Source organism: Pseudomonas sp. 06C 126, assembly GCF_001855215.1.
In the GTDB taxonomy this organism is placed as follows: Bacteria; Pseudomonadota; Gammaproteobacteria; order Pseudomonadales; family Pseudomonadaceae; genus Aquipseudomonas; species Aquipseudomonas proteolytica.
Window position 1 is genome coordinate 16736 of record NZ_MIFU01000130.1, and the last position, 17359, is coordinate 34094.

The window sequence follows — 17359 nt, forward strand, 5'->3', positions numbered from 1 at the left end:
GATTAACCCTTGGGGCGCGTTTAAAGGCAGAATAGCCGCCGCTCAACCTCACCTTCGACCCCAGAGGATCGCCCATGGCAAAACCTAATTACTCCTTCGCCAAACGTCAGAGAGACTTGGCCAAGGAACAGAAGAAAGAGGAAAAGCTGCAACGCAAGAAAGCTGCAGCTGACGAAGAAGCAGGCGCACTGAACCCGGATGCAGAAGGTGAAGTGGCTGCTGATGACACTGAAACCCCGAAAGACCCTGCACCTGAGGCCTGAACACCCGCCTCAATGAATACCTGACCTGTATGTGGCGAGCGGGCTCGCCCCGCGTTGGACTGCGCAGCAGTCCCATTTCTGGGGCCGCTTCGCGCCCCAACGCGGGCGATGCGGCGTTCCGACAAGCCCGCTCGCCACAACACGGGAACCATCGGTTATTCCAGCGGCATCACCGTTACCCGCACTTCCGGGTCATGGCTGCCCCCTCCCAGAATCACCCCGCGCAACGGCGAGACATCTGAAAAATCCCGGCCCCAGGCCAGGGTGATGTGCTCCAGTGCCGGCTGCACATTGTTCGTCGGGTCAAAATCCACCCAGCCCGACCGCGGGCAAAACACCGATACCCACGCGTGCGACGCATCGGCGCCGATCAGCCGTGGCTGGCCGGGCGGTGGCTGGGTCAGCAGGTAGCCACTGATGTAACGTGCCGCCAGGCCCCGTGAGCGCAGGCAGGCGAGCATCAGGTGGGCAAAGTCCTGGCACACCCCCCGTCGACGCTCCAGCACCTCCACCAGCGGCGTGGCGACCTGGGTGGCTTCGGCATCGAAGGTGAACTCGCTGAAAATCTTCTCCATCAACGCCTGCACCCCCAACAACAGCGGGCGACCGGGCGCAAAGCAGCTCTCGGAGAACTCGACGAAGTTTTTCTTCAAATGCACGTAGGGCGATTCGAAACGATAGCGGCACGCCTCGATCGTCTCTGCCGACAGCGGCTGGCCGCTGTAGCTCAGGCTGTTGCGGGTCTGGTCCCAGGGCGGTGACTGGCTGAAGTCCAGCACCGGCCGGGCCAGTACTTCGACGGTCAGGCCGGCGTTGACCAGCAATTCATCATGGGGCCGCTCGAACGCCAGCCGGGTGATGGGGTTGCCAAACACGTCCAGCTCATCGCGGCGCGCGGTCGGCTCGGGGCTGATCTGCAACTGGTGCGAGGTGCAGCGCTGCCAGGCACAGGGGCGCGGCCACAGGTGCGCCAGTTGCTGGGCCAGGGACACCGGGCTGTCGTAGTGATAATGGGTGTCGTGGAAAATCTGATAGCGCGCGCTCATTACACAGACACCGTTTGCTGGCTGACATCATCCACGTGGGCAAAATGGCGCAGGGCCAGGCGATCAGAAACTTGCCCGCTCTCATCGGCGACGGCCTGCAACAGGTCCGCCAGGCCATCGAGGGCCGCACGCACGCTGGCGTCGCCAAACAACGGGTTCTCCAGGCAACCCAGGTCAAAGCGCGCCAGGCGCTCCACCAGCGGTGCCAGGCCGGTCTCCCGGGGTACGCCGAAGTCATCGTTGAGCCGGCGCAAGGTGCGGCTCACCAGCTTGAGCTGGAACAGCACCGCATGGGGGTTCTGTTCATCCAGCAGCAACAGGTCCAGCACCGGAATCAATTGCGGCACCGCCAGGTAGCGCGAACGGTAGGTGATGCTGCTGTTGCCCAGTTCCAGCAACCACTCCAGCCCGGCCTGATCGAACACCGCTACCCCGCGCAGGAAGGCCGCGAGGCTGCTGCTGAGAAACTGCAGGCGCTCGATGCGCCGGCCCATCATCAAAAAGCGCCAGCCTTCGTCGCGGGTCATGTCGTCGAGGGCAAAGCCGGACAAGGCCGCCAGGGACATTACCAGGCGATTGAGGAAGTCCAGCAGTTCACCAAAATCCGGCGTCTCGCGTTCCAGCTCCATGGCTTCGCGCTGCAACTCCACCAGGGCCTGCCAGTTCTCCCGGGACAGCTTGCCGCGCACCTGGGACGCCGCCCACTGCAGACGCTGCAGGTTGGCGCGCAGGCTCGATGGCCAGTCATCACCGAGCAGGGCCTGCAGCAGGCGCTCGGGCAACTCGCCCTCCTCCGGCAGCAGGCGCAGGCTTTCCCCCAGTTCCACGGCGGCCTGCAAGGCCAGGGGGTCGTCACCGTCGACATAGCGCGCCAGGACGATGCGCAGCCAGCGTGCACTGTCATCACAGCGCTCACAGTAACGGCCGAACCAGAACAGGTTTTCTACGACCCGCGAAGGCAGGTACGGGTCGCGCCGTACCAGGTCGTGGGTGCCGATCGCCCGCTGCGCGCGCCATTGCTCGCCACCGGGCGCACGCTCGCCCAGCACCCAGGTGTCCTTGCTCGCCCCGCCACGCTGCATCGAGACCACTTCGGCATCGGCCTGCGCTGCCACGCGGGTCAGGCCACCCGGCAGCACCCGGTAGCCATCCTCACCGGCCACTGCGTACACGCGCATGCCGATGGCGCGATGTTGCAGATGGTCATCCACGGTATGCCAGACCGGCGCCTGGGACAGTTGGGCCAGTTCCTGGGCCACATAGGCGTAGGGTCGCGCCAGCATGCGCTCGGCCAGGGCCTGGCGTTGCTCATCGTTCAGGTCGCCGCCAAACACCGGGGCAAAACTTTGCGAAGGGAACGCCGGCTTGATCAGCAGTTCCGGCAGTTTTTCCAGGGCTTCGGCCAGCACCGGCGCTTCGCCGCACCACCAGGTGGCGATGGACGGCAGGATCAGTTCTTCGCCAAACAGAAACTGATTGATCTTGGGCAGGAACCCCAGCAGCCCGGGCGATTCCAGCACGCCGGCGCCCAGGGCGTTGGCCACCAGCACATTGCCCTGGCGTACCGCGTCCAGCAGGCCGGGTACGCCCAGGGCCGAGTCGGTGCGCAGTTCCAGGGGGTCGCAGAAATCATCGTCCAAGCGCCGCATGATTGCGTGCACACGGCGCAGACCACTAAGGGTCTTGAGGTACACGGTGCTGTCGCGCACGGTCAGGTCGCCGCCTTCTACCAATGGGTAGCCAAGCTGACGGGCCAGGTACAGGTGTTCGAAATAGCTTTCATTGAAGCGCCCCGGGGTCAGCAGCACGATCAGCGGCGGCTGGTCATCGCCGGGCGCCTGACGGGCCAGGGTTTCCTGCAGGGTGCGGAAGAACCCGGTGAGGTGCTGCACCTGCAAGTCGCGATACAAATCCGGGAATGCGCGGGAGACGATGGTGCGGTTTTCCAGGGCATAACCGGCGCCGGATGGCGCCTGGGTACGGTCCGCCGTGACCCACCAGCGGCCATCCGGGGTGCGCGCAAGGTCCACCGCATACAGGTGCAGGAACACCCCATCGGGTGGCTGGATGCCCTGGCACGGCCACAGGAAGTTGTTATGGCCAAACACCAGCTCAGCCGGCAGCAAGCCTTCGGCAATCAGGCGTTGCGGGCCATACAGGTCGGCCAGCACCGCGTTGAGCAGCCGCGCACGCTGGGCAATACCCGCCGCCAAATGCGCCCATTCATCCGCAGCCAGTACGTGGGGTAGCAAGTCCAGCTCCCAGGGGCGGTCGGCGCCCTTGGGGTCGGCGTAGACGTTATAGGTCACGCCGTTTTCCTGGATCTGGCGGGTCAGTAGCGCCTGGCGCTGGGCCAACTGCGCCGGGGTGCTGCGCTGCAGATGGTCGAGCAGGCGCTGCCAATGGGCGCGCACCGCGCCGCTGTCGTCCAGCAGTTCGTGATAAGTGCCCGCAGTCAGCGGGTAACGGTCGAGCAAGTCGGACATGGAACGCTCGGCAGGGGCAAGGGAAGGCAGATTAACTCACAAACACTGCAAATCTACTGTAGGAGCGGGCTTGCCGGCTCCTACCTTAGGTTTGTGTTTAGTCATTTTTATGGGGAAAACGCCGTAGATCCAGGGTCATAGGCAGTTCATCGTTGATCACCACCGGGGGTATCGGCAACTTCCCGGGGCTATGCCCCAAGCGGAAAAACCGCGCCATGCGCCGGCTCTCCGCTTCATTGGCATTGACCGGCAGGCTGTCGTAATTGCGCCCGCCCGGATGGGCCACGTGGTACTGGCAACCGCCCAGGGAACGCTGCATCCACGTATCGAGCAGATCGAATACCAAAGGTGCGTGCACAGGAATGGTCGGCTGCAGGCAGTTGGCCGGTTGCCAGGCGCGATAACGTACGCCCGCGACGAACTCGCCCACCCGGCCGGTGGCGTGCAGCGGCACGGCCACGCCGTTGCAGGTCAGCACATAGCGCTGGGGTGGCAAGCCGCTGAGTTTCACCTGCAAACGCTCAAGGGATGAATCCACATAGCGCACCGTACCACCCGCGGCGCCCTCTTCGCCCAGCACATGCCAGGGCTCCAGGGCCTGGCGCAGTTCCAGCTCGATACCGCTGACGGCATAGTCGCCGACCTTGGGAAAACGGAACTCCAGGTGTGCGGCAAACCATTCGGCACGCAGCGGATAACCGGCCGCGTTGAGTTCGACGATCACGTCGGCAAAATCCTGCTCGATAAAGTGCGGCAGCAGGAACCGGTCGTGCAGCTCCGTGCCCCAGCGCGCCAGCTTTGGCGGCGCGTAGGGCTCACGCCAGAAGCGCGCCACCAGGGCTCGCAACAGCAACTGCTGGGTCAGGCTCATGCGTGCGTGGGGCGGCATCTCAAAGGCACGCAGCTCCAGCAAACCCAGGCGCCCGGTGGCGCCGTCGGGGGAGTAGAGCTTGTCGATGCAAAACTCGGCGCGGTGGGTGTTGCCAGTCACGTCGATCAGCAGGTTGCGCAGTAAGCGGTCCACCAGCCACGGTGGGCATTCCTCGCCTGGCGCGGGCATCTGCGCGAAGGCGATTTCCAGTTCATACAACGCATCGTTGCGCGCCTCATCCACCCGTGGCGCCTGTGAGGTGGGGCCGATAAACAGCCCGGAAAACAGGTACGACAAGGACGGGTGATTGTGCCAGTAGCTGATCAGGCTGCGCAGCAGGTCCGGGCGGCGCAGGAACGGCGAATCCTTGGGCGTGGCGCCGCCCAGCACGAAGTGGTTGCCGCCGCCGGTGCCGGTGTGGCGCCCGTCGATCATGAATTTTTCGGTGGTCAGGCGAGTTTGCCGGGCTTCCTCATAGAGGAACTCGGTGCGTTCCACCAATTCATCCCAGGTTGTCGATGGCTGCACGTTGACTTCGATCACGCCTGGGTCGGGCGTGACGCGGAAGTTGCTCAGGCGTGGATCGCTCGGCGGCTCGTAGCCTTCCAGCAGCACCGGGCAATGCAGTTCCTGGGCGGTAGCCTCGATGGCGGCCACCAGTTCCAGGTAGTCCTCGACCCGCTCCAGGGGCGGCATGAACAGGTAGAGCCGCCCCCCGCGCGCTTCGGCACACAACGCGGTGCGGGTCAGCCAGTCAGCGGACTCGTCGACCTTGGGCACACGCTCATCGATGGGAGCGGGCTCGCCAGGCGCTGGCGCGGTGAAGGGCAGCTCCGGCAGGTCCTGATTGGGGTCGGTCGGATGCACAAAGGGGTAGTCTGCCGCCGTCACCCAAGGCTGTGAGGCCAGGGGCAAGCGATAGCCCAGCGGCGAATCACCCGGTACCAGCCGGCAATGGCTGTCGCGCAGGTACCACCGGCCACTCTGCCAGCGATCATTGGCCGCCGTGCGCGCCAGGGGCAGTACATGGCCGATGACTTTATCCAGGCCCTGGCTGAATACCTTGCGCAGGCGTTCGCGCTCCAGCCCATCCTCCAGGCGTGAATCCTCGGCGCTGACGTTCTGCGGCAAGGCACCTTCGCGCCACAGGTAGTAAAAATTGTCCTCGAAGGCCGGGAATACATAGCGCGCGGGGAGTTTCAGTCGCTCGGCAATGCTCGCCAGGAAGCGCCCGGCCATCACGTCATCGGCGCCGTAGTCTTGCTGCTCGTCGGCAATCAACGCGTCGTTGTGCCAGACCGGCACGCCATCGCGGCGCCAATGGCAATTGAGCGACCAACGCGGCAGTTGCTCGCCGGGGTACCACTTGCCCTGGCCGAAATGCACCAGGCCCTTGGGCGCGTAGTGCTTGCGCATGCGCTGGAACAACTCGGCAGACAGTCGGCGCTTGTCCGGGCCGAGGGCGGCGGTGTTCCATTCGGCACCGTCGGGGTCGTCGATGGAAACAAACGTCGGCTCGCCGCCCATGGTCAGGCGCACATCGTCCTTGAGCAGGTCGCCATCGATCTGCCGGCCCAGGGCCTGGATCGCCAGCCATTGTTCTTCGGTGTAGGGCTTGGTCACCCGGGGGGCTTCCCAGATGCGCTCCACGGACATTTCGTGGGTGAATTCGCACTCACACGGTTCCACCAGCCCACTGATCGGGGCGGCGGACGATGGATCGGGACTACAGGCCAGCGGAATATGGCCTTCACCGGCGAACAACCCGGAGGTGGCATCCAGGCCAATCCAGCCGGCGCCGGGCAAATACACCTCGCACCAGGCGTGCAGGTCGGTGAAGTCCACCTCGGTGCCAGACGGGCCGTCGAGGGCCTTGACGTCGGCGGTGAGCTGGATCAGATAACCGGAGACAAATCGCGCCGCCAAGCCCAGGTTGCGCAGCAATTGCACCAGCAGCCAGGCCGAATCGCGACACGAGCCGGAGGCGTTTTCCAGGGTGAATTCCGGGGTTTGCACGCCCGGCTCCATGCGGATCAGGTAGCCGATATCCGCCGCCAGGCGCTGGTTGAGACCGACCAGGAAATCCACGGCCGGCAGCGGCGTACGGTCGATAGCGGCCAGGTACGCGGCAAATTTTGGCGTCAGCGGCAGGGTTTCCAGGTACGGCGCCAGCTCGCGCTGCTCATCGGCGGCGTAGCTGAAAGGGATTTTTTCGGCGTAGGGCTCAAGGAAAAAGTCGAACGGATTGAACACCGCCATCTCAGCGACCAGGTCGACTTCGATGCGCAGCTCATTGGTTTTTTCCGGGAACACCAGGCGCGCCAGGTAATTGCCCTGGGGGTCTTGCTGCCAATTGATGAAGTGCTGCTCGGGCAGCACCTTCAGCGCATAGGACAGGATCCGCGTGCGGCTATGGGCCGCCGGGCGCAGGCGCACAATCTGCGGGCCAAGCTCCACCGCACGGTCGTAGCGGTAATGCGTAACATGGTGCAACGCGACATGAATCGACACGGCGGCCTCCTGCGAGCCAGGGCATGGAAACAAAGCGCGCAAGACTTATGCCAGAGCGGCGGTCATTACGCTTTATCGAGGGACCCGGTGCAGTACAGCACCAAAACGGCGCGAGAGTGAACGCCGTGGTGCGAGGGTTGCACATATTTGTGGCGCAAGTGCGGGGCGCAGTGGTGAATCTACCCAATCAACGCTTTTTGCGCGTTGCGATAAAACCGGTTATCGAAGGCGACGCCTTCACACGCGACTACTCGATCTAGCGGTTGATTTGACAGACTGCCGAATGCGACGGATTCCAACGAGTTTTGTACGCATCTCTCGTTGGACGTTGCTGTTAAGTGTCAGTAATCCAAGGAGCGGGAATAACAGCGCCAACCCGTAGAGACCTTTATGAGGCTGGTACTGAACCATTGGAACTACAAACACCAGACAGGCGAGGTAGATACCGACCATCACCCACACCCAGGAGGGTCGGCCCCGCAAAATCATAAAGTTGCTATGGACCGTCAACAGAATGAGCAGCGCCCCGACCAACATGATCTTGAGCCCCACTTGAGCCAGCGGCACATCACGAAAATAAGTGACGAACGCCAGCGCCACAGCCAACGCCAACGAAAAATACGCAGCGAATACGCCACCAAGAAACGTCAGAAAGTATTGCCTGAAAAAGTCGCGTAGCGTCATCAATTCGCTCATTCGCTTACTTCCTCGTAAAGTCCAATCTCGATTCAGTTCGAGTGACCGCAGAGGCCTCATTTCTGTAGGAGCGAGCTTGCTCGCGAAAAACTCACAAGCGCCGAGTTTGTCCAGGCAGCTCACATTGAGGCAAGGCGAGCGAATCCACACATTCACCATTTTTTGTACTTTGCTATCGCAGCCTGGCGCAGATGGCGAACCTCGACGAGTTTCTGACGCATTTCCCGGTGGCGCTTGCTATTGAGCAATAGCAACCCGAATAGCGGAAAAAGCACAGCAGAGCAATAAACCTGCATATGAGGGTGGTACTGAATCATGGGCACTACAAACAGCAGACAACCTGCCAGATATCCCGCTACCAGCCTGTCAGCCCAAGGATAACCTCGCGCAATCATGACGTTGCCAACAACCAGCACCGCCACCAGCACCAGGATGGCCAGCACGGAGTAGTTCGCCTTGAGAGAAGGGTCCACACCCCGTAAATAGGTCACTCCCGCCAAGGAAAGCGCATTGGCGCCGGAAAAAATCGCCATGAAGATCGTGCCCATGAACACTGGAAAATAGCGGGTGAGAAAACTACTCAGGTCGGGGAAGCCATTCATTCAGTCAGATCCTCGTACAAGCCGACGTAATGTACTTCTGCGCTTCGCACAAAATGATGCGCTTGGGCTTGATGCTTCTGATCGGCTTGAACTCGCGTAGGGTAATGACATTGAAGTCAGCATCGATATACACCACACCCACGCTGACGCGCCATGAACTGGGAGCGATTGGAGTCCATGCCGATATTGAGCAGGGGTTTACTCATGGGAAGTATTCTTCCTTGAGAATGATTGTGAACTGACTGGCCTCATCGCGGGCAAGCCCGGCTCCCACATTGGCCAGCTTCATTGCGAAGAACGCGATCAAATGTGGGAGCTGGCTTGTCGGCGATGGCAATTTTAACGCTCCCTCGATTTTTTTATTCTTATAATTGCGCGCTCGTGTTTACGCCGCTTATTAATGGCCGCCGATACTTTCCGGCGCATATGGTGAAGCTCTACGGCTTTTGCACACATTTCTCGATGGCGTTTACTGCGCAGCAGCAGCAGCCCAAGTACCGGCCAAAAGAGGCTTTCTGCGTAAATGAATGGGTGCGGCGAGAACTGAAAACCTGGCAAGGCAACCAATAGGCAGGCGATGAAAAGGCCATACATGCCCCTGGCCCACTTCGGTCGCCCATAGGCAATCATGAAGTTGCAATGTGTGATAAATAAAGCCAAGACCACGCAGGCATTTTCAGCAGCAGCATTCGATAACGATGGTAAATAATAATTTTCCACCAACACGACAACAGCAGTACTGCCGAAGAAACCCGAAAAAATGACGCCGATAAACACTGGGAAATTACGGACCAAAAAAGGGCGAAGTGGCACGAGAAATTTCATTCTGATGTCTCCTCGTAGAGTCCGACCGCAATAGTCCGGATGTTGCCGGAACGCATGCTCCCAGTAACGCCCGATACGGCGCCAAGTGCATCAAGCATCTGTATGATGGTCCCGCGCCTTACTTCGGCCGAGGTGTAGCGCTTTGGCATCTCTCCAGCCATTTGTTTCAGCTTGATCATTTTCCGGGTCAATTCCGGATGATTGATACTTAGTAACTCCCTGGTGAGCTTTACCCGCTCCTGTCGACTCAACCCCTTGAGTACCTGGTGTGTGTTTTTCCCCGTTGCCTTTTTGAGCATGCTGACGAATCGAATCGTCGACAGCGCTGTGCTACCAGTACCTAACAACGAAACCGCATCCAATCCGGTCGTTACGGCCTGATACCATTGATCGCTATCCAGAGCGTCATTACGGGTGGGATCAGTCATTTCATTCCTGGTCCGGCGAGCGCCAATCACGCACTGAATCGAACTGGCTACTGCTGACGTATAACTAATCACAGCAACCACACCCGTCGCTCCGAAGGTAAAAGGACTCAGCACCGAGCCCCCCAATATCACCAACCAACTGATCACCGCCGAACTACACGCCAACACCGCATTAACCGCTTCAAACGCCACCTGCGACTCTCGCGGTTCGTTCTCCAGCCGCCGAGCGAACTCCACTCGCCCGATATAGCTGGGAGCTTCCCGCAAAATCACCTTCTTCGGCGCAATGCTGCAAATCGGCTGAAACTCACGCAACACCACCACGCGCATTTGCGCATCTAGATACACCACCCCGGCCCCGACAATAGCGGGATCAGCGTCGATGGCCGCAAACAATCGGCGTAGGTCGATACTGCTTTCAACCCGTTGCCGCGTCATGGAATGGTCGATGGAGAAACCATCCCTCAATACGCTGGAAGTCATCCTTTTACTCCTTAGTACACAAAAGCGCCGAGCGTAAAGACTGTGCATCGCTCAAGAATGTCGGATTTTTTCCTTTCTTCAGACAGCCACTTCCTGAACGTACCTCAAGGCCTTGCGGGCCTTACCGAGGATGGGAAAAAGTGCGCGTCCTTAACGAAAAATACTGAGGCAGGGAGCAACGATGGCAACGGATATGTTTTTGAAACTGGGGGACATCAAGGGTGAATCCGGGGACCAGGCGCATCGCGAAGAAATCGACGTCAGCGAATGGGGCTGGGGGATGTCGCAATCCGGATCCATGCACAGCGGAACCGGCGGTGGCGCGGGCAAGGTCAACATGCAGAACCTGTCCATCACCAAAACCGTGGACAAATCCTCGCCCAACCTGATGATGGCCTGCGCCACCGGAAAGCATTATCCAGAGGCCAGATTAACCGTGCGCAAGGCCGGCGGGGCCAGCGCTGTGGAGTATCTGGTGATCACGATGAAAGAAGTCATGATCGCGTCCTATCAGAGCGACGCGGTCACCACCAAGGATGTACTGAGCGAAATGATCAACCTGAACTTCGCCAAGATCGAAGTCAGCTATCAGCCGCAGAAGTCCGATGGCGGCAAGGATGGTGGGGCTATCAAGTTCGGCTGGAATATTCGCGAAAACATCAAAGTTTGAACGTGTGAGCCGAAGTGTTTTCCACCCCGGCCTCCAGCCATCAGTCGGACTTGCCTACTGTGACTTGTGTTTGGCAATCGCAGCCTTGCGCAACTGGCGGACCTCGAAGAGTTTCTGTCGCATTTCCCGATGACGCTGACTATTGAGCAACAGCAACCCCGCCAACGGAAACAGCAGCCCTATTACATACGCTGCCATATGTGGCCGATAGCTATAGGTCGGCAACACGATCAGCAAACATACAACGTAGAACGCCGCGATGGCCCAAGCCCCCCACTCTCGCCCTCTGATCATGACGAAATGACTGAAAGCCAAGAGCAAGCCCAAGAAAACTGCCGCCAGAAAAGAGTAACGCGCCCGCTCTGGGTCACTGCGAAAAAATGTACTTGAAGCCAATGAAATAGCGGCGGAGAGAGAGAAACAGGCAAGGAAGAATGCGCATATAAACGCTGGAAAATATTGCGCTAAAAAAGCTCTCAATGAACCTTTGCGATCCATCACTCAAGCTCCTCATACAGGCCAACTGCAATAGTTCGAATATTGCCTGATATAGCGCTCCAGGTAAGACCAACAGCGGCCCCAAGGGAGTCTCTGATCTGCGTCACAGTCGCGTTGATCTGGCTTTCCACGCGCTGGCGAGCCATGAACTGGGAGCGGTTGGAGTCCATGCCGAAGTTGAGCAGGGGGTTGCTCATGGGTGTTCTTCCTTGAAGGGTTCGAGTGACCGCAGAGGCCTCATTTCTGTAGGAGCGAGCTTGCTCGCGAAAAATTCACAAGCGCCGCGTTTGTCCAGGCAGCTCGCATTGAGGCAGGGCTAGTGAATCCATACAGTCACCATTTTTTGTACTTTGCTATCGCAGCCTGGCGCAGATGGCGGACCTCGACGAGTTTCTGTCGCATTTCCCGATGACGCTTACTATTGAGCAACAGCAGTCCCAGCAATGGAAACAGTAAGCTCAAAACATAGATTAACGTATGCTGCTGATCACCGATGGTGGGCAACACACCCAGGAAGCACAGCCCCAGGAGCACCGCCAGCGGCCGCACCCATTGCGCACGCCCGCGAGCAATCATGAAGTTGCAATGCACGATCACTAGGGTGAGCCCGATGCCACCTAGGAACGAATACTTGGCATTGCTCTCCATGGAAAGGTCCTGAAAGTAGCTGTCGAAAAACAACGGGACCGCAAACACCAGAGTAAAAATGGACGCGAATATCGCCCCCATAAAGACTGGGAAATACTTCGACAGAAAACTACGAATGCTGGGAATCTCATTCATTACTCGATCTCTTCGTATAGGCCTACAGCAACAGTCCGAACATTCCCCGAAATCGCACTGCCGGTAAAACCGACCGCAGCACCCAAGGCATCCTTAATTTGCGTGACTGTTGCATGCTTGACTTCGGTAGGCGCGAAACGCTTGGGTAGTTCACCCGACAACTGCTTCAACTTAATCATCTTCGATGTCAAGCGAGGGTCGTTGATACTCAAGAGTTCCTTGGTCAGTTTGGCTCGCTCCTGCCGACTCAGGCCCTTGAGCACCTCTCTCACACTCTTGCCGGTTGTCACCCTGTTCAGCCTCACCAGCTTGACCGTTGTCAGTGCCGATGCTCCAACCCCAACCAGCGACGCAGCATCCAACACGATCATGGTGTACTGATACCACTCCTCGCTATCGAGTTGATCGTTGCGTGCGGGGTTTCTGATCTCATTGACAGTGCGATATCCACTGGCGAAACACTGGACAGAGCTGGCAGCCGCAGCGGTGTAACCAAGCGCCGCGACCACGGTACTGGCTCCCGCCGAAAACGGAATAGCAACGGTACCACTCAATACTACGACCCAGCCGATCACAGCACCGGCGCAGGACAAAGTGGTGTTGATCGCTTCGCCGACCAGACGCGACTCCCGCGGATTGTCCTGCACCTGCTGGGCAAACTGCGCCGGCGAAACGTACTTTTGCGCCTCACGCAAAATGATGCGCTTGGGCTTGATGCTGCAGATCGGCTTGAACTCGCGCAGGGTAATGACATTGAAGTCAGCGTCGATATACACCACCCCCGCGCCGACGATGCCGGGGTCGGCGTCGATGGCGGCGAACAGGCGAGGCAGGTTGATCTGGCTTTCGATGCGCTGGCGCGCCATGAACTGGGAGCGGTTGGAGTCCATGCCGATGTTGAGCAGGGGGTTGCTCATGGGGTGTTCTTCCTTGAAGGGTTCGAGTGACCGCAGAGGCCTCATTTCTGTAGGAGCGAGCTTGCTCGCGAAAAACTCACAAGCGCCGCGTTTGTCCAGGCAGCTCGCGTTATCGTTGACGTTTTTCGCGAGCAAGCTCGCTCCTACAGGTATGGCAGCTTAACGGGCGCCACCTTAACAAACAGGTTCCCCACCCGCTAGAAAGCAAAACGCCAGCACGAGGCTGGCGTTTTGCATGTTCAGGCTGCGATCAACGCGGTACGACCGGCTTGCGCGCAGGCTTGCCGCCCTTGCCCTTCGCCGCATCAGCGCGCTCCTTGGCCGCCTGCTTGTTACGTGCCTGGGCCGCGGCCTTGGCTTGTTCGCGCTTGTCCCACGGGTTGCTGCCGTCGCTGCCGCGAGGTGGCAGGCCGGTGTGCTGGGTGAGGATCCTGGTGGTGGTTTCCTTGGCGACCTTATGGCTGCCCACCGGCGTCGAGTTCTTGCGACGGGCACTCTGGTAGCTGTCGGTGGACGGCTGGTGCAACGGGATCAACTGGTCCTTGCCCGATCCGATCAAGTCGGCGCGGCCCATGCGGGTCAATGCTTCACGCAGCATCGGCCAGCCCTTCGGGTCGTGGTAACGCAGGAACGCCTTGTGCAGGCGGCGCTGGTCTTCGCTCTTGACGATGGTCACCGCGTCGCTCTTGTAGGTGACCTTGCGCAGCGGGTTCTTGCCCGAGTGGTACATCGCGGTGGCGGTGGCCATTGGCGAGGGGTAGAACGCCTGCACCTGGTCGGCGCGGAAGCCATTGCCCTTGAGCCACAGGGCCAGGTTCATCATGTCTTCATCGGTGGTGCCAGGGTGGGCCGCGATGAAATACGGGATCAGGTACTGTTCCTTGCCCGCTTCCTTGGTGTACTTCTCGAACATGCGCTTGAACTTGTCATAGCTGCCGATGCCCGGTTTCATCATCTGGTTGAGCGGACCTTCCTCGGTGTGTTCCGGGGCGATCTTCAGGTAGCCACCGACGTGGTGGGTCACCAGTTCCTTGACGTACTCCGGCGACTCGACAGCCAGGTCGTAGCGCAAGCCGGAAGCGATCAAAATCTTCTTCACACCCGGCAACGCACGGGCGCTGCGGTACAGCTGGATCAAGGAGGAGTGGTCGGTGTTCAGGTTCGGGCAGATGCCGGGGAACACGCACGATGGCTTGCGGCACGCGGATTCGATTTCCGGGCTCTTGCAGGCGATGCGGTACATGTTCGCGGTCGGGCCGCCGAGGTCGGAAATCACCCCGGTAAAGCCCGGGACCTTGTCGCGGATCTCTTCGATCTCGCGAATGATCGACTCTTCGGAACGGTTCTGGATGATCCGGCCTTCGTGCTCGGTGATCGAGCAGAAGGTGCAGCCGCCGAAGCAGCCACGCATGATGTTCACCGAGAAGCGAATCATGTCGTAGGCCGGGATCTTCTCCTTGCCGTACACAGGGTGAGGAACCCGTGCGTAAGGCATGCCAAACACGTAGTCCATTTCTTCGGTGGTCATGGGAATGGGCGGCGGGTTGAACCACACGTCCACTTCGCCATGCTTCTGCACCAGGGCGCGGGCGTTGCCTGGGTTGGTTTCCAGGTGCAACACGCGGTTGGCGTGGGCATACAGCACCGCGTCGCCACGCACTTTCTCTACGGAAGGCAGGCGGATCACGGTCTTGTCGCGGGTCATGCGCGGGCTGGCCAGGATCTGTACGACCTTGGCTTCTTCCGGGTCTTCAACCGGCCCCTTTTCCTGCTCGATGGCGCAGGCCTGGGTGTCCTGGGTATTCACGTACGGGTTGATGATCTTGTCGACCTTGCCCGGGCGGTCGATACGGGTGGAGTCCACTTCGTACCAGCCGGCTGGCGTATCACGGCGAATGAACGCGGTGCCGCGCACATCGGTGATGTCTTCGATCTTGTGGCCCCACGACAGGCGCTGGGCAACTTCGACGATGGCCCGCTCGGCGTTGCCGTACAGCAGGATGTCGGCGGTGGCATCGATCAGGATCGAGTTCCGCACCCGGTCCTGCCAGTAGTCGTAGTGGGCGATGCGACGCAGGGAAGCTTCGATGCCGCCGAGTACGATCGGCACGTTCTTGTAGGCTTCCTTGCAGCGCTGGCTGTACACCAGGCTCGCGCGGTCCGGGCGTTTGCCGGCCATACCGCCAGGGGTGTAGGCGTCGTCGGAACGGATTTTCTTGTCGGCGGTGTAGCGGTTGATCATCGAGTCCATGTTGCCGGCCGCGACGCCGAAGAACAGGTTCGGCTCGCCGAGCTTCATGAAATCGTCTTTGGACTGCCAGTTGGGCTGGGCAATGATCCCGACGCGGAAGCCCTGGGACTCCAGCAGCCGGCCGATGATTGCCATGCCGAACGACGGATGGTCAACGTAGGCATCACCGGTGACGATGATGATGTCACATGAATCCCAGCCGAGCTGATCCATCTCCTCCCTGCTCATGGGCAGGAATGGCGCTGGACCGAAACATTCGGCCCAGTACTTGGGATAGTCAAATAACGGCTTGGCTGTTTGCATGACGGTGACCGGTGTTGAGATGAAAAATCGCGGGCGCGGAATATAGCACAAATTTTGACCAATTCCGACGGTAATGGTCGGAATTGTGGAGTGCCCTGAATTGTGAATGCTTTGCAATGTGGGAGCGGGCTTGCCCGCGAAAGCGGCGGATCAGCCAGTAGATATATTGACTGACCCACCGCCTTCGCGAGCAAGCCCGCTCCCACATTGGATGGCGCTTATTCGTCGTCGTCGAAGTTATAACTGCCCGGCGCCAGGTTTTCGAAGCGCGTGTATTTGCCGATGAAGGCCAGGCGGATAAAGCCGATCGGCCCGTTACGCTGCTTGCCGATGATGATTTCGGCAATGCCCTTGTGCTCCGTCTCGGGGTGATACACCTCGTCGCGGTACACGAACATGATCACGTCGGCATCCTGCTCGATCGCTCCGGATTCCCGCAAGTCGGAGTTCACCGGGCGCTTGTTCGGGCGTTGCTCCAGGGAACGGTTGAGCTGGGACAGGGCCACCACCGGGCAGTTGAATTCCTTGGCCAGGGCTTTGAGGGACCGGGAGATTTCGGAAATCTCGTTGGTACGGTTATCACCGCTGGAGCCAGGGATCTGCATCAACTGCAGGTAGTCGATCATGATCAGGGCGATGTCGCCGTGCTCACGCACCAGGCGCCGGGTACGCGCACGCATCTCGGAGGGGCTGATACCGGCGGTGTCGTCGATGAACAGCTTGCGGTCATTGAGCAGATTGACCGCCGAGGTCAGGCGCGGCCAATCGTCGTCTTCCAGGCGACCGGCACGCACTTTGGTCTGGTCGATCCGACCCAGCGAGGAAAGCATACGCATGATCAGCGATTCGCCTGGCATCTCCAGGGAGTACACCAGTACGGCCTTGTCGCTGCGCAACACGGCGTTTTCCACCAGGTTCATCGCAAAGGTGGTCTTACCCATGGATGGACGGCCGGCGACGATGATCAGGTCGGACGGCTGCAGGCCGCTGGTCTTCTCGTCGAGATCGGTGTAGCCGGTGGAGATGCCGGTGATGGCGTTGTCGGTGTTGAACAAGGTGTCGATACGGTCGATAGCCTTGGTCAACAGGTCGTTGACGCTGACCGGGCCGCCGGTTTTCGGGCGGGCTTCGGCGATCTGGAAGATCTGCCGTTCGGCTTCGTCGAGGATCTCGGCGGCAGTGCGGCCTTCGGGGTTGAAGGCGCTGTCGGCGATTTCGGTGCTGATGCCGATCAACTGGCGCAGGGTTGCCCGCTCGCGCACGATTTGGGCGTAGGCCTTGATGTTGGCGACGGATGGCGTGTTTTTCGCCAGCTCGCCGAGGTAACCGAGGCCGCCAACTTGTGAAGTCTGGCCTTCCTTGTCCAGTTGCTCGGCCAGGGTCACCACGTCGATCGGTGAGTTCTGGTCGGCCAGCTTGGCAATGGCGCGGAAGATCAGGCGGTGGTCATGGCGATAGAAGTCACCGTCCGAGACTTGATCGAGCACGCGTTCCCAGGCGTTGTTGTCCAGCATCAAGCCACCGAGCACGGCCTGTTCGGCCTCGATGGAATGCGGCGGCACCTTCAGGGCAGCGGTTTGCAGATCGTATTGCTCAGGAGCTGAAATATCGTTCATGGCCACTTGGAATTAGGGGTGTGTAGAAAAACAAAAGGCACGACCTGTAAACAGGATCGTGCCCGATGTTAACTGGCTGACACGCGAGGTGCCAGTCAGTTAGGTGCTTC

14 protein-coding genes and 2 pseudogenes are annotated in these 17359 nt (G+C 59.9%); 2 read left to right on the forward strand and 14 right to left on the reverse strand.

Annotated features, from left to right (window positions below; all coding sequences use genetic code 11):
• Positions 1 to 74 precede the first annotated feature (74 nt).
• Entirely contained in the window at positions 75 to 263 is a 189-nt protein-coding gene (locus tag BHC62_RS24290; protein WP_070996421.1) for a hypothetical protein, read from the forward strand.
• Positions 264 to 418: 155 nt separating this feature from the next.
• On the opposite strand, the gene BHC62_RS24295 is transcribed toward BHC62_RS24290, so the two are convergent.
• The 8 genes and pseudogenes from BHC62_RS24295 to BHC62_RS24325 form a co-directional block, all read right to left on the reverse strand.
• The gene (locus tag BHC62_RS24295) at positions 419 to 1309 is read right to left on the reverse strand and encodes a transglutaminase family protein (protein ID WP_070996422.1); all 891 of its coding nucleotides are present in this window, start codon (positions 1307 to 1309) and stop codon (positions 419 to 421) included.
• A complete protein-coding gene (locus BHC62_RS24300; RefSeq protein ID WP_070996423.1) occupies positions 1309 to 3795 on the reverse strand; it encodes a circularly permuted type 2 ATP-grasp protein in 2487 nt (828 codons plus the stop codon). Before BHC62_RS24300 ends, BHC62_RS24295 begins: the two co-directional genes overlap by 1 nt.
• Positions 3796 to 3892: 97 nt before the next feature.
• Positions 3893 to 7177: a DUF2126 domain-containing protein gene (locus BHC62_RS24305; RefSeq protein ID WP_070996424.1), complete on the reverse strand. Its 3285-nt coding sequence runs from the start codon at positions 7175 to 7177 to the stop codon at positions 3893 to 3895.
• Positions 7178 to 7414: 237 nt separating this feature from the next.
• The gene (locus tag BHC62_RS24310; protein ID WP_070996425.1) at positions 7415 to 7873 is read right to left on the reverse strand and encodes a hypothetical protein; all 459 of its coding nucleotides are present in this window, start codon (positions 7871 to 7873) and stop codon (positions 7415 to 7417) included.
• A 152-nt stretch (positions 7874 to 8025) separates the two neighbouring features.
• Entirely contained in the window at positions 8026 to 8475 is a 450-nt protein-coding gene (locus BHC62_RS24315) for a hypothetical protein (RefSeq protein WP_029300532.1), read from the reverse strand.
• A 19-nt stretch (positions 8476 to 8494) separates the two neighbouring features.
• A pseudogene (locus BHC62_RS27845) lies at positions 8495 to 8681 on the reverse strand (NAD synthetase); the annotation flags it as partial.
• Positions 8682 to 8814: 133 nt separating this feature from the next.
• The gene (locus BHC62_RS24320) at positions 8815 to 9300 is read right to left on the reverse strand and encodes a hypothetical protein (protein WP_070996426.1); all 486 of its coding nucleotides are present in this window, start codon (positions 9298 to 9300) and stop codon (positions 8815 to 8817) included.
• Complete coding sequence (locus BHC62_RS24325) at positions 9297 to 10211, reverse strand: NAD synthetase (RefSeq protein ID WP_070996427.1); 915 nt, start codon at positions 10209 to 10211, stop codon at positions 9297 to 9299. Before BHC62_RS24325 ends, BHC62_RS24320 begins: the two co-directional genes overlap by 4 nt.
• A gap of 181 nt (positions 10212 to 10392) precedes the next feature.
• On the opposite strand from BHC62_RS24325, the gene BHC62_RS24330 reads away from it, so the two are divergent.
• A complete protein-coding gene (locus BHC62_RS24330) occupies positions 10393 to 10881 on the forward strand; it encodes a type VI secretion system tube protein Hcp (protein WP_070996428.1) in 489 nt (162 codons plus the stop codon).
• A gap of 54 nt (positions 10882 to 10935) precedes the next feature.
• Here the strand turns inward: BHC62_RS24330 and BHC62_RS24335 are convergent, their stop codons facing one another.
• The 6 genes and pseudogenes from BHC62_RS24335 to dnaB all read right to left on the reverse strand — a co-directional run bounded on the left by BHC62_RS24335 (position 10936) and on the right by dnaB (position 17249).
• Entirely contained in the window at positions 10936 to 11379 is a 444-nt protein-coding gene (locus tag BHC62_RS24335) for a hypothetical protein (RefSeq protein WP_070996429.1), read from the reverse strand.
• Positions 11379 to 11495 (reverse strand): annotated as a pseudogene (locus BHC62_RS29410) (NAD synthetase); the annotation flags it as partial. The gene BHC62_RS24335 and the pseudogene BHC62_RS29410, both read right to left, overlap by 1 nt.
• 217 nt (positions 11496 to 11712) lie before the next feature.
• Positions 11713 to 12162 (reverse strand): hypothetical protein, encoded by a 450-nt coding sequence (locus BHC62_RS24345; protein ID WP_070996430.1) that lies wholly within the window; start codon positions 12160 to 12162, stop codon positions 11713 to 11715.
• On the reverse strand, positions 12162 to 13079 hold the full coding sequence (locus BHC62_RS24350; RefSeq protein WP_070996431.1) for an NAD synthetase: 918 nt from the start codon (positions 13077 to 13079) through the stop codon (positions 12162 to 12164). Before BHC62_RS24350 ends, BHC62_RS24345 begins: the two co-directional genes overlap by 1 nt.
• A 250-nt stretch (positions 13080 to 13329) precedes the next feature.
• On the reverse strand, positions 13330 to 15633 hold the full coding sequence (locus tag BHC62_RS24355; RefSeq protein WP_029300547.1) for a YgiQ family radical SAM protein: 2304 nt from the start codon (positions 15631 to 15633) through the stop codon (positions 13330 to 13332).
• Positions 15634 to 15851: 218 nt separating this feature from the next.
• Positions 15852 to 17249, reverse strand: coding sequence for a replicative DNA helicase (gene dnaB, locus BHC62_RS24360; protein WP_017138451.1), 1398 nt, complete (start codon positions 17247 to 17249; stop codon positions 15852 to 15854).
• Positions 17250 to 17359 lie beyond the last annotated feature (110 nt).